The sequence below is a fragment of the Bordetella tumulicola genome, from assembly GCF_054779135.1.
In genome coordinates this window covers 173938-187413 of sequence record NZ_BAAGYU010000009.1, presented here as the reverse complement: position 1 = coordinate 187413, position 13476 = coordinate 173938, and the positions used below count along the sequence as shown (strand labels likewise).

The 13476-nt window shown below is 59.2% G+C and carries 10 protein-coding genes; 4 read left to right on the top strand and 6 right to left on the bottom strand.

Annotated elements, in window-relative coordinates; translation table 11 throughout:
* Positions 1–419 precede the first annotated feature (419 nt).
* Positions 420–1883 carry a ribonuclease G gene (gene rng, locus ACYVDM_RS17235; RefSeq protein WP_415793139.1) on the top strand — a complete coding sequence of 488 codons (1464 nt, stop codon included), beginning with the start codon at positions 420–422 and terminating at the stop codon, positions 1881–1883.
* A gap of 182 nt (positions 1884–2065) precedes the next feature.
* On the opposite strand, the gene msbA is transcribed toward rng, so the two are convergent.
* Positions 2066–3841: a lipid A export permease/ATP-binding protein MsbA gene (gene msbA, locus ACYVDM_RS17230; RefSeq protein WP_415793140.1), complete on the bottom strand. Its 1776-nt coding sequence runs from the start codon at positions 3839–3841 to the stop codon at positions 2066–2068.
* A gap of 129 nt (positions 3842–3970) precedes the next feature.
* Here msbA and ACYVDM_RS17225 point away from each other — a divergent pair, with 129 nt between their 5' ends.
* The 3 genes from ACYVDM_RS17225 to ACYVDM_RS17215 are packed head-to-tail and all read left to right on the top strand — an operon-like array spanning position 3971 to position 5956.
* Positions 3971–4882, top strand: a complete 912-nt coding sequence (locus ACYVDM_RS17225) for a glycosyltransferase family 9 protein (protein ID WP_415793141.1) — start codon at positions 3971–3973, stop codon at positions 4880–4882.
* Between the two features lie 13 nt (positions 4883–4895).
* Positions 4896–5660, top strand: coding sequence for a YdcF family protein (locus ACYVDM_RS17220; protein WP_415793142.1), 765 nt, complete (start codon positions 4896–4898; stop codon positions 5658–5660).
* Between the two features lie 17 nt (positions 5661–5677).
* Positions 5678–5956, top strand: a complete 279-nt coding sequence (locus ACYVDM_RS17215) for a YkgJ family cysteine cluster protein (protein WP_415793143.1) — start codon at positions 5678–5680, stop codon at positions 5954–5956.
* Positions 5957–6030: 74 nt separating this feature from the next.
* Here ACYVDM_RS17215 and ACYVDM_RS17210 read toward each other — a convergent pair whose 3' ends face one another.
* The 5 genes from ACYVDM_RS17210 to dnaE are packed head-to-tail and all read right to left on the bottom strand — an operon-like array spanning position 6031 to position 13369.
* The gene (locus ACYVDM_RS17210; protein WP_415793144.1) at positions 6031–7143 is read right to left on the bottom strand and encodes a glycosyltransferase; all 1113 of its coding nucleotides are present in this window, start codon (positions 7141–7143) and stop codon (positions 6031–6033) included.
* A 10-nt stretch (positions 7144–7153) separates the two neighbouring features.
* On the bottom strand, positions 7154–7903 hold the full coding sequence (locus ACYVDM_RS17205) for a glycosyltransferase family 2 protein (RefSeq protein ID WP_415793145.1): 750 nt from the start codon (positions 7901–7903) through the stop codon (positions 7154–7156).
* Positions 7900–8751 carry a polysaccharide deacetylase family protein gene (locus ACYVDM_RS17200; RefSeq protein WP_415793259.1) on the bottom strand — a complete coding sequence of 284 codons (852 nt, stop codon included), beginning with the start codon at positions 8749–8751 and terminating at the stop codon, positions 7900–7902. Before ACYVDM_RS17200 ends, ACYVDM_RS17205 begins: the two co-directional genes overlap by 4 nt.
* A gap of 23 nt (positions 8752–8774) precedes the next feature.
* Positions 8775–9878 (bottom strand): glycosyltransferase family 4 protein, encoded by a 1104-nt coding sequence (locus ACYVDM_RS17195; protein ID WP_415793146.1) that lies wholly within the window; start codon positions 9876–9878, stop codon positions 8775–8777.
* Positions 9878–13369, bottom strand: a complete 3492-nt coding sequence (gene dnaE, locus ACYVDM_RS17190; RefSeq protein ID WP_415793147.1) for a DNA polymerase III subunit alpha — start codon at positions 13367–13369, stop codon at positions 9878–9880. Before dnaE ends, ACYVDM_RS17195 begins: the two co-directional genes overlap by 1 nt.
* Between the last annotated feature and the right edge of the window lie 107 nt (positions 13370–13476).

The following is a 13476-nucleotide window of genomic DNA, read 5'->3' as shown; positions in this document are numbered from 1 at the left end:
TATTAACACACTTTTTATCGCCTGCGCAGTGAGATCCTAACAATCATCACCGCCGGTCTTGTGCATCCCCTACTCCGGCCCCGCCGCCTGAACACTCGTGTTCCAGCAGCGAAGGAGCGAGACTATACCCGATTTTTTGGGGCGGTGGCAAATCGGCCCGCAAATCTTGAAAATAAACTGGAGACGCATCAGATTTTGGATCTGTTTTCACTATTTCCTCCTTTTCTTCCCCTTGTTTTCGAGGTCCTTTCTTCGCGGCCCTCTGCTCGCTATACGTAACCCGCCATTGCGCGGGGCCTAGCGCAGGTGGTGGCCACGGCCCCCTTCTATATGGGGTTTGCGCTATTAGAGATTCGCTCGAAAGCCGTCCGTCACCGTTTACTATGCAAGTTGAATCCATGAAACGTCACTGCTGAGCTATGAGCGAAGATATCCTGATCAATATCACCCCTTTTGAAACGCGGGTCGCCTTGGTGGAACAGGGCGCAGTACAGGAGCTACACGTCGAGCGCAGCATTCAGCGCGGCCACGTGGGAAACATTTATCTGGGCCGCGTGGTACGCGTATTGCCAGGTATGCAGAGTGCTTTTATCGACGTGGGCCTGGAACGCGCGGCCTTTATCCATATTGCGGATCTGCGCGAGAATCGCAGCGAGCGTAGTCAGGGGCTGACCCCGACGCCTATCGAAAAGCTGTTATTTGAGGGTCAGACCCTGATGGTGCAGGTCATCAAAGACCCTTTAGGGACGAAAGGCGCTCGTCTGTCGACACAGATCAGTATCGCCGGGCGCATGCTCGTGTATTTGCCGCATGATCCCCATATCGGAATCTCGCAAAAAATCGACTCCGAATCCGAGCGCATTCAGTTGCGGGAGCGCCTGCAGGCGCTGATTCCGGCGGAAGAAAAAGGCGGCCTGATTGTGCGAACGCAGGCGGAAGGCGCCAGTGACGAAGAGTTGACCGCGGATATGGAGTATCTGCGCAAGCTCTGGAGCAGCGTACAGACCGCTGCGCGTAGTCAACCTGCCCCGACGCTGCTGCATCATGACCTGACGCTGGAACAACGTGTGCTGCGCGATATGGTGAGCCCCAACACCGGCGTCATACAGGTGGATTCGCGCACCACCACCACGACGCTCACTGAGTGGGCGCGAATCTATACGCCATCCGTCGCTGATCGTATTCAGCACTATAGCGGCGATCGGCCGCTATTCGATACCGCGAACGTGGACGAGGAGATTGCACGCGCCCTGTCACGTCGGGTCGATCTGAAGTCCGGGGGTTACCTGATTATCGACCAGACGGAGGCGTTGACGACGGTCGACGTCAACACCGGCGGGTTCGTAGGTGGCCGAAATTTTGACGACACCATTTTCAAAACCAACCTGGAAGCCGCTCAGGCCATTGCGCGGCAGCTACGGCTGCGTAATTTGGGCGGCATTGTGATCCTGGACTTTATCGATATGGAGGACCTGGAACACCGCGACACGGTGCTGGCCGAGCTGAAAAAGGCGCTTGCGCGTGATCGCACGCGCATGACGGTCAATGGGTTCACACAGTTAGGATTGGTCGAAATGACCCGCAAGCGTACGCGAGACTCGTTAGCGCATCAGCTCTGCGAGCCCTGCCCTATGTGCGAATCGCGAGGTAACGTTCGCACGGCACGTACTGTCTGCTATGAGATCCTGCGCGAGATTTTGCGCGAGGCCCGTCAATTCAATCCGCGGGAATTCCGCATTTTGGCCTCGCAGGACGTCGTCGATCTATTCCTGGAAGAAGAAAGCCAGCATCTGGCCATGCTAGGGGATTTTGTAGGCAAGCCCGTCTCGCTGGAAGTGGAAACGGCTTATTCTCAAGAGCAATACGACATTATTCTGACTTGAGGACTTTGGTCGCCTACCCTCGGACGGGGGGATCGCCTGGCTTCTCACTGCGTCTTCGTATCCAATAACACGCCTACCCGCGAGCGAGGGGCCTCCCCTGCAGGCGCAGCAGGGAGGGAATCGCCGCGACGCCTATCCACGTGCAGGGACACCCCAGCCCCACTGCCGGCCATGCCCGAAAATCAGTCGTTGCGGAATTGCATGTTGTATAGCGACGCGTAAAGCCCTTGGGCCGCCAGCAACTCCGCGTGGGCGCCCTGCTCGACGATCTGGCCGGCATCAAGCACCACAATGCGATCCGCGTTCTGCACGGTCGACAGGCGATGGGCGATGACCATCGTGGTACGGCCACGCATCAGGCGCTCGAGCGACGCTTGCACCTGACGCTCGGACTCGTTGTCGAGCGCGGAGGTGGCTTCGTCCAGGATCAGGACGGGCGCGTTTTTGATCAGTGCGCGCGCAATGGCCAAGCGTTGACGCTGCCCACCAGACAGACGGGCGGCATTTTCGCCCACCTGGCTATACATGCCCTGTGGCAGGCCGTCCACGAATTCGAGCAGGTTGGCCGACGCCAGGGCCTCCCGGATCTGTTCCTCACTAGCCTGGCCCAGCGAGCCATAGCCAACGTTCGCCGCGATAGTGTCGTCAAACAGCACGACGTCCTGGCTGACCAACGAGAGGTGCGAACGCAGGCTACGCAGGGTCAGCTCGTTAATCGGCACGTCATCAAGCAAAATGCTGCCGTCACCAGGCAGGACAAAGCGCGGCAACATGTTTGCCAACGTCGTCTTGCCACTGCCGGAACGCCCCACGAGGGCGATGGTCTGGCCCGGTTCAATCATGAACGAAACATTGCTGAGTGTGTCGCTATCCGCGTCCGGGAAACGATGCGAAACCTGGCGGAACTCTACTTTGCCCCGCACGGGCTCGGGCAGCGTCCGCGTGCCCGCGTCGATTTCAGGTTCCTGGTCAATCAGGGTAAAGACGCTTTCGGCCGCCACCAGCATTTTCTGCATTTTGCCGGCCAGATTGGTCAGGCGCTTGATGGGGTCAAAAATCTGGGCCAACGCGGCCATAAAGGACGCGAAGCTACCAACAGTAAGTGTGCCATTGTTGGCTTGGCCAAGTGCTACCGCAATGATGCACCCCACCGAGACCGCAATGCAGAACTGGGTTAGCGGCGTCATAGCGGCATCCGCCGTGGCAGTGCGCATGGCGAAACGCCGCAAGCGGGCGTTGACGAAGGAAAAACGACCTCGCTCGGCCTCGTAGCCATCGAACAATTTGATGACACGTTGGCCGTTGATGCCCTCGCTGGCCACACGGGTCAGCTCGGCATTCATGTTGACCGTTTCACGGTTGATGCTGCGCAGGCGTCGAATGAACACGCGGGCAATCAAGGTTGATATGGGCAGCATGACCAGGATGATCAGCGTCAACATCCAGGACATGTACAGCAACACGCCGATCAGCGCGATGACTACCAGTGTTTCGCGCACAAGTACCGTGATGACGTCGGTCGCGTAACCTGTTACATGCCCCGCGTCGATGGTGAAACGGTTCAGCAAGCGGCCCGTATCGCCGCGCTTGAAATCCGCGTCGGGTAGTCCGAGCAAGCGTTCGAACATGTCCCGGCGGATGCCAAGCAGAACATTGTTGGCCACCCAGGCCAACAAATACTCACTAAAAAAGTTGAATATCCCGCGCATCAGGATCAGCCCGATAACGGCAAGCGGGATCGCCCATACGTAGTAAGGTTTAGTGCCGTTGAAACCGTCGTCCAGCAACGGCTTCATAATAAGGGCAAGTGTCGGTTGCGTCGCAGCAGCACCTGCCATGAGCAGGATAGCCAGCAACAGGCCTTTCCAATAGGAACCCACGCGGCTATATACGCGTTTCCAGAGCTCGGTCTTGACCGGGTGGGAGCCCGCAGGTGCGTGACGTGCGTCAGAATTCAAGGGGAGACTCGCTTTAATACAATTGTGCCCGGGATTGTACCGTTCGACTGTCCAAGGAACTGCAGTTTGCCCTCATCCGAGATTTCCTGTCTATATGTCCGCCTGCCCAATTGGGTGGGCGACGTTTGCATGAGCCTGCCTAGCCTGTCATTGCTGGGAAGCACCGGTTTTCCCCTGGTGGTTTGTGCGCGCCCCTGGGCGCGCGACCTGCTGGAGGGGGTCGCCAAGCACGATTTCATTCCCATGCGAGGTCGCGTGCAGGACGACCGCCGGACGGTGCGCGAGCATCGGCGGACCTGGGGCATGAACGCCGCCCACGTGCGGGGACTGGCCTTGCCCGACTCGCTGTCCAGCGCCGCGGTCTTTCGACTGGCGGGCGTGCCCAGTGCGGGTTATCGCGACGATGGCCGCAGTCTGCTGCTGCGCTGGCCCATTGCCAAGCCTGCCGAAAGACTGCATGCCGTGCAGTCATGGTACTACCTGACGCGTAGCGCCCTGCAACGCTGGGGTTTGCCAGCCGACCCCGAACAACCCGGCCCAGCCCTGAATCTGCCGATGACGCCGGCTCACTACGCCGCGGCAGATAATCTGCTGCGGGAGTCAGGCTTGGCCAATCAGGTTTTTGTACTGATTGCCCCGACGGCAACGGGCCTGCACAAGGGAAAAGTCAAGGTCTGGCCAGGTTTTGATGTGTTGACCCGCTCATTACAATCACGCGGCTATACCGTGGTAATGTGCCCTCCTCCTGCTGAAATCGACGAAGCCCGGCGTAATGCCCCGACAGCCCGGCTATTGCCGGCGGTTTCTTTGGGCGCATTCGCCGCACTGACGGCCCGCGCCGCGCTGGTGGTATGCAATGATTCCGGGGTATCACACGTCGCAGCGGCGGCCAATGCGAGGCAACTGACGCTGTTCGGGGTCACGGACCCCAACCGCACGGGACCGTGGTCGGCCCATGCCGTTTGTGTTGGCTCGGACGGGAACTGGCCTGCTGCCAACGTAGTCGAACGCAAAGCCTGCAGCCTGCTGCCCTCAGTATGATCGGATTGTTTACATGACTTTTACGAGCTACCTGGCCAACTTGGTCATTCCGCAAAATCTCTGCCTGACCCTGGTCGTACTGGGGTTGGTGCTGGGGCTAATTCGTCTGCGCCGCACAGGCACAGCCGTGGCTGCCTTTGGGTTGGCCTGGTTGCTAGCCTGGTCGCTACCGATCACGTCGTTATGGTTAGGCGGCTCGCTCGAGGCACGCTACCCCCACCTGCCGCCCGCGCAGGTCCCCATGGCGGATGCGATTGTGGTGCTAGGGGGCAACACGGCCAATGGCAGGGCGAACTGGTTCCTGCCCTACGATAAGGAAACAGCGATCGTACGTGTTGATACCGCCATCAATCTGTACCAAGCCGGGCGTGCCCCCAAGGTGGTGCTGTCGGGCGGCGCCCTGGAGGGTGATGTCAGCGAAGCCCGAGGCATGGCACACGTGATGAAACAACACGGCGTCCCCGAAGAGGCGTTGCTACTGGAAAACTCCAGTCGCACCACCTACGAGAACGCTACCGAAACGGAAGAAGCCCTGAAAAAACAGGGGTTCAAACAAGTGTTGCTGGTCACATCGGCTCTACACATGCCGCGCGCTATGGCAGCATTTTCAAAACAAGGGGTCTCGGCTATTCCCGCCTCGACGCCGCCGCAAATCTTCCTGCCGCCAGATGGATCTGTGGCCGCCTGGCTGCCTCACCTGCGGACGCTGGAGGCCAGCCGGTCCATCATTAAAGAATATGCGGGCCTGCTGCTGTATTGGCTGCGCGGTTGGGTGTAGCCAGAGGATGCGCCACGATGTCTGAGCCCGCTGCCTTGGCATGCCGTCCGGGATGCGGGGCGTGTTGCATTGCCCCGTCAATCACCCGTCCGATCCCGGGAATGCCGCACGGCAAACCCGCGGGCATTCCTTGTGTGCAATTGATGCCGGATATGCGTTGTGCGATTTTTGGACAACGGTCACGGCCTGATTTTTGCGGGGGCCTGCAACCACAAATCGACATGTGCGGACAGGATCGTCACCAGGCGATTGTCTGGTTAACCGAATTGGAAATTGCAACTGCCCCTACTGCCTGAGGCAGGGCGCAGAGAGATCCGAGGTGGATCTGAGATGGGCCTGTTATCGGCTGGATGCCTGCCCCGGCGAGAATTCAGGCCGCCAGGGCTTGTCGGTAAACATCCACCGTCGCCCGGGCAAATTCTGTCAATCTAAAATGATCGATGGCACTGCGACGGGCTGCCGCCCCCATCGCGGACACGCGATCGGGATCCTGCAGGATCGTGCGCAGTACCTGCGCCATGGCGCCCACATCGCGCACCGGCACAATCCAGCCGTCGTGACCGTCGCGCACGTTCTCGGGCAGCCCGCCCGCGTTGCTGACCAGCGCGGGCAATCCCAAGGCCATGACTTCGCGACAGGCATAGGACAGGGCCTCTCGATAGGACAATACGAACCCGACGTGGCAACAGGCCAGGGCATCGCGCACGTCGTCCAGCAGTCCGGGAAACATGACCTGGTCCTGCATTCCAGCGGCCCGAACACGCGCCAATTTCTCGGCACTGGGAGGATCGCCCGCCACCAGGATTAAAATACGTTTTCGCAGCTCCGCCGGCAAGCTGCCGGCCGCATCGACGAGATCCAGCCAACCTTTGTCGTAATCGGTGCCTCCTGCACTGCCCAACAGTACACAGCCACGCCAACCCGAACCGAAATAGCGGTCGCGCAACGCGTCGAGTGTCGGTGCCGGCACGGGTGCAAAATAATCCGTATCAATCCCATGCCGGATCGTCGTGACGGGCAAACGCCGGTAGGATGACGCCATCAGCATATCCCGTACAAAATCGCTGACGGCAATCACTTGGTTGGTCGCCAGCGAGGCCCGCAACCGATGGCCGAACGTATCCAGTGGATGATCATTGTGCTTGGTAAGCACCACCTTCGGGCGGATGCGCAGGCCGATCAACGCGAGCATGACCTGTTTGTGATCTGCCGAACCATTAACGTGAATGATGTCGTAGCGTTCTTGCACGACCAGACGACGCAGGGCCGCGCGCTCGCCAAACCACGATGATGGCCGGGTCGAAAAATGCATGCCCACTATACGTACACGCGGAATCGCACCCGCGTAGCGAAACAGCCGGCTCGTATCAGGCGTAGCAACGGTGATCTGATGCTCGCTCGCCAGCGCCCTGACCAGGCTCGTGATGTAAGTGGTGTGGCCGCCGCCGTTGCGTGGATGAAAGTTGGTGTAGAGGATCTTCACTTAAGCATATTCACTTGCGCGCACTAGACATGAAACTGAGTTTGGCATAGCGAAAGAAACTACCCGCGGCAGCCGTCACGGCCAGCACCAAGCCATGGCGTCCATCCAGAAAACCCCGGCGGATCAAATAAATACGCACAAAGGTCCAGCACCCATGACCCAACGCGCTAAAGACCGTCGCCCGTTTGCCTCGCGCATACATCATCGCAGCGGCATCGGAGGAATAGCGATTGATTTTGTTGATCAGGGCATCCAGATTGGCGTAGGGGTAATGCTCGAAATATCCCGTCAGGCGTAACGTTGGGCTCTGCGGCACGACGCGTTCATGGACCGCGACATCGTTAAAGCGCGCAGTGCCTCGTTTGAACAAACGCAAGACGTAATCTGGCCACCAACCGCTGTGGCGAATAAAGCGGCCACAAAATTCAGAGAGGCGCGCGATTTCGTAAGCATCCGCTTTGGGTGCTGTGAGCACCGCCTGGATTTCCTGGGCCAGCTCGGGCGTGATGCGCTCGTCAGCGTCGATCGACAATACCCAGTCGCCCGTCGCCAGATCCAGAGCACGATTTTTCTGAGGTCCAAAGCCCGGCCAATCGGGGGTGATCTCCACCTTGGCACCAAATTCGCGTGCCAACGCTACGGTGTTATCGGTGCTGCCGGAATCCACCACGATGAACTCGTCCGCAAACGCCACGGACTTCAGGCAGTCGACGATATGCGCGGATTCGTTCTTGGTGATAATGATGACCGACAGTGTCATGCGCGATTCCTTAATCGCCTTTTCCAGGCTTTCCAGGCGTGATAGCGCGGCCCGATCACCGGATGACGCGACATCCAAATGCGACGATTCAGCCAGGAACCACCCAAATTTCGCACGGCAAAGCGATAGATATGCTCAGGGTCGGTATCGGGCAGGTTTTGTCCGAGCGCGTCGGTCGTGTACAGGTGCCGAAAGCCGGCATCGCGTGCAGCTTGTACGTATTCGGCGTCAAAATACCCTTGGGGCCAGCACAGATGGTCACTCACGCTTCCCAGCTCGCGTACGAGGGCGGCGCGAGAGTCTGCCAGCTCGCGGGCGATATGCTCACGCTTGGCCGCCACATCGGGGCCGCATTCCTTGTCCCAGCGGGTATGCGTATGCGTGTGGGAATGCACCTCAAAGGTACCTGCCGCCAACATTGCCTGTACCTCACTCCATCGCAGGATGACGTCATCCGTGCGCCCTGCCGCCACCAAACGCTTGCTTTCATGATGATCGGGTGATGCGGGCACGGGTTGCCCCTGCCCCACGTGCGGGCGTACGTCCCCCTGTCCGACCCACCCGGTAATCAGAAACAGCACGGCTTTCATCCCATAGCGCTGCAGCACGGGATGCGCGTAGGTCCAGTTGTTCAGGTAACCATCGTCGAAAGTGATCAATACGGACTTTTCTGGAACGTCACCACCAGCCAGATAATGAGCGAACTGTTCAGTCCCCAGCGAGGTATATCCCGCACGGGCCAGGCCAGCAATTTGCTGCTCGAAGACCTCGGGCGTCACGGCGATCATGCCGCCTCCCGGAGTCACATGGTGGTACATCAAAACCGGAATATTGGGCGCGTTGGACATGGAATCTTGGCTCGCAGGTGCGTTCATGATGCGCGGCGTTCGGCCAACCATTTGCGGTACACCGCCTCGGTATTTTCCGCCAGACGGGCGGGGGAAAATACACCCTCGTCCCACACCATACTGCGACCGGCCTCACCCATTTTTTGGCGTAATGCCGGATCGTCGATCAGGCGCTCCAGCGCGGCCTGTAAAGCAGGTTGATCATGCACGGGCACCAAAATGCCGGTGACGCCATCGCGCATCATCTCGGACACGCCCCCCACGTCAGTGCCGATCACGGGCAAGCCGGCAGCCTCGGCCTCGACAAACACCGTGCCGGAAGCCTCTTGCTCGGTGGCCAGTGCAAAGAGATCAAACCCGGCCAGCAAATTCGGAACATCGCGCCGCGTCCCCATCAGGTGAATGCGGTCTTGCAGACCGACCTCCTGGATATAGGCCTGGGTATTTTCGAAGGTGGGAGAGCCCGAGCCCACGAATACCATGTGCAGATTGGGACGTGTCTGCATCAGAGGGCGAATGGCATCAACGAGATTCTTGTGGCCTTTGGCGGCGCGCATCACTGCCACACAACCCACCACGATATCGTCATCGGCCAGCCCCAACTCGGCACGCAGTGTGGAGTGCTCGACGGGCGACGGTAGAACCACGGGGGAATACAGTGTCGCCGTATGCTCGGCCGGCACGCCGCGGCTGATCAGATAACGGCGCACGTAATCGCTGACCGTAGTCACGCGATGCGGCAACCACGTATACGACAGCATTGAGCCGACTTTACTCGCCAGATGGCGCGTGCGCACAATCAGCGGCGTACCCGCTAACCTGCCGGCGGTGCCGGCGATCAGGGTATCAATGCGGCTGTGGGTATTGACCACATCGTAATTGCCCTCGCGCAGGATACGACGAACGGCGACGACCCCTTTGAGATATTTGGGCAAGCCCCCCATCGGAACTGTGTGTACAGTAAAGCCCGCCTCGCGCAAGCGCGGTACTAGCTGGGCCTGCGGTTGGCAAACGGCCTCGATGTGATGACCACGCGCACGCATAGCATGCATCTCTTTGTAGATGCGGTGCTCTTGGCCACCGAACGCAACGGCGGCCTCGGAATGGAGTATGCGTAGCGGCTGCATTAGTAAGTCACCTCGACACCATCAGGATTGGCCCAGGCAGTCAGGTTATCGAGTAGCGTATCGGCCATGCGCACTCGCCAGCCTTCGCCCAACCGTACTGTGCATAGGAAATTATCGCGTTCATAGACAATATCGACCGGCACGCCAGGAACGCCGTTTTCAGGTTCGGCACGAAACGGATTCAGCATCTGATGCAGACGTTTGGCATCAGCCTGACCATTGAGCTTGATGCGCAACGATTTGGCGCGTGCCTCGCGGGCCAGCTGCAAATCGTAAAGCTCTTCGGCCACGATACGCATACCGCCCGAGTATTCGTCGTTGCTGACCTTGCCCTGAACAATGATCAGTTGGTCTTCGCGCAGGCGGGATCGATGCTTTTCATATAGCTCGCTGAAAACGGAAATTTCCAGTTGCGCGGTGCCATCGTCCAGCACCGCAAAAACCATTTTTCCGCGGCGCGTCATCATGGTGCGTACACCAGCCAATACGCCACACATCCATTGCAGGTCGCGCTGCGGCTCGATGCGTGCGAGCTGCGTCGGCACGATACGACGAACTTCGTCGCGCCAGTAATCAAACAAGTGGCCACTGAAGTAATAGCCTAACGCTGCTTTTTCCTGGGTGAGCTTGGCGTGCAAGTTCCAGGGAGCGACTTTGCTGAGCTCGCCCGCAACGACCTCGCTACTGTCGTCGCCAAACAACGAGGACTGGTTCGCGCTGCGGGCGGCTTGTTCGGCGGCCTCCATCGCGGTGCTGACCGATGCCAGCATCGCGGCTCGGTTGGGCTCGATGGTGTCAAAAGCGCCCGCCCGGATCAGGGCCTCAATCGTACGGCGATTGACCGAGTGCTTGTTCACGCGCCGGCAAAAATCGAACAGATTCGCGAAAGGCCCGTCTGCCTGACGAACACGCAGGATCTCTTCGACCGCGCCCTGACCGGTACCCTTGACGGCCCCCAGGCCGTAGCGCATCGTGCGCGGCGGCTTGCCTTGTCGGGTGTACTCGTCCTCGACGGGCGCAAAACGATAGCCCGACGCATTCACATCGGGGGGCAACACCACGACACCATTGTCTTGTGCATCGCGGCAGAAGATCTGAACCTTGTCAGTATCATCCATATCCGCCGACATCGTCGCCGCCAAGAATTCGGTCGGATGGTAGGCCTTGAGCCAAGCCGTCTGATAGGCAATCAGCGCATACGCGGCCGAGTGCGACTTGTTAAAGCCATAGCCCGCGAATTTTTCCATCAAGTCGAAAAGCTTGACCGCCAGATCGGGATCGTGGCCTTTTTCCTTGGCACCCTTTTCAAACAACTCGCGGTGCTTGGCCATTTCTTCGGGCTTTTTCTTACCCATGGCCCGGCGCAGCAAGTCTGCACCGCCCAGCGAATAGCCACCGATGATCTGCGAGATCAACATCACCTGTTCTTGGTAGACGATGACGCCGTAGGTGCTCTTGAGCGTACCCTCGAGATCAGGATGGAAGTAATCGACCGAGGCGCGCCCGTGCTTGCGGTTGACGAAGTCATCCACCATGCCGGACTCTAGCGGGCCCGGCCGGTACAGGGCCAACATAGCGATGATGTCTTCGAAGTTGCTGGGTTTGAGCTTTTTCAACAGCTCTTTCATACCCCGCGATTCCAGCTGGAACACGGCGGTCGTGTTGGCGTCGCACAGCACCTTGTAGGCAGCCAGGTCGTCGAGCTCCAGGGCCATGATGTCGAAGTCGCGTTGAGACTCATTGAACTGGCGCACATAGCGCACAGCCCAGTCCAGAATCGTCAGGTTGCGTAGCCCCAGAAAGTCGAACTTGACCAGCCCGGCGGCCTCGACGTCGTCTTTATCGAACTGTGATACGGCGCTGTTTTCCTGACCCGGCTGGCAGTACAGCGGGCAAAAATCCGTGAGCTTGCCCGGCGCGATCAGCACGCCGCCGGCGTGCATCCCGATGTTGCGCGTCAGCCCTTCGAGAGGACGTGCCAGGTCGACCAACCCGCGAACGTCTTCCTCTTGTTCGTAGCGCTCTTTGAAAGCAGGCTCGTCTTTCAAGGTGCGATCAAGCGACCACGGGTCGGCCGGATTAAACGGGATCAGTTTAGACAGACCATCGCAGAACAGGTAGGGCATGTCCAGCACCCGGCCCGCATCGCGCACCACGGCCTTCGCACCCAGTGTGCCGAACGTGGCAATCTGGCTGACGGCATCGCGACCGTACTTCATCTTGACGTAATCGATGACGCGTTCGCGGTTGTCCTGGCAAAAATCGATATCGAAGTCGGGCATGGAAACCCGCTCGGGATTCAGGAAACGCTCGAACAACAAGTCGTAACGGATCGGGTCGAGATCGGTAATACCCAGGGCATAGGCCACCAGCGAGCCCGCCCCCGAACCCCGGCCCGGACCGACGGGAACGCCGTTTTGCTTGCCCCAGTTAATAAAGTCCTGAACGATCAAAAAGTAACCGGGGAAACCCATCTGAATGATGGTGTTGCATTCCCAACGCAGGCGCTCGTAATACTGATCGCGCTTGGCGTCACGGACGGCCTGCTCGGGAAACAGGAATGCCAGGCGTTTTTCCAGCCCTTCTTCGGATAGCTGGACGAGATAGTCGTCCAGCGACACGCCGTCTGGTGTGGGGAAAATAGGTAGTCGTGGTTTACCCAGCACCAGTGTCAGGTTGCACCGCTTGGCGATCTCGACAGTATTGGCCAGCGCCGATGGCACGTCGGCAAAACGTCGGGCCATTTCCTCGGTGCTGAGCAGGTATTGATCCTGGGTAAAACGGCGCACCCTGCGCGGATCCGCCAGGATTTCGCCTTGGGAAATGCATACCCGTGCCTCGTGGGCCTGAAACTCGGCGGCATCCAGGAACTGCACCGGGTGCGTCGCCACCACCGGCAACCCCAGTTCCGCGGCTAGGCGCATGGCTGCCTGCGTATAAGCCTCGTCGCCGTCGGCGCCGCTGCGCTGCAATTCGACATAGAACGCGCCCGGAAACAATTGCGCCCACTGACGCGCCAATGACAGCGCATTCACGGCATTGCCGGCATCCAGCGCATGGCCGATATCCCCGCTACGCCCCCCCGAGAGCACGATCAGCCCTTCGCGATTATGTAACCATTCGCGTCGAACTTCCGGGCGGCCCTTACCCTGATTCGTCAGGAACGACTGGGTCAGCAACTCGCACAGGTTGAGGTAGCCTTTTTGGTTGCGCACCAACAACAACAAGCGAAACGGCTTGTCGGGATCTTCGTCGTTGGTCAGCCAGACATCGCAGCCGGCGATAGGCTTGACCCCGGCCGCTCGCGCGCCCTTGTAAAACTTGATCAGGCCAAAAATATTGGACAAATCTGTCAGCGCCACAGCAGGTTGACCCAGCTTGGCGACGCGTTTGATCAGATCAGGAATACGTACGATGCCGTCCACCACCGAAAACTCGGAATGGACACGCAAATGGACAAAGGCAGGCTTGGAGAGAACGGCTTCAGACATGCTCGGAATTGTACCTAGTCAGCTGCCGGCGCGGCGCGCGCATTTTGGTCGCCCTCCTATTTCAACCAGATATGAGAAAATAGGGCCTTTCCTGATACGGCTCACTC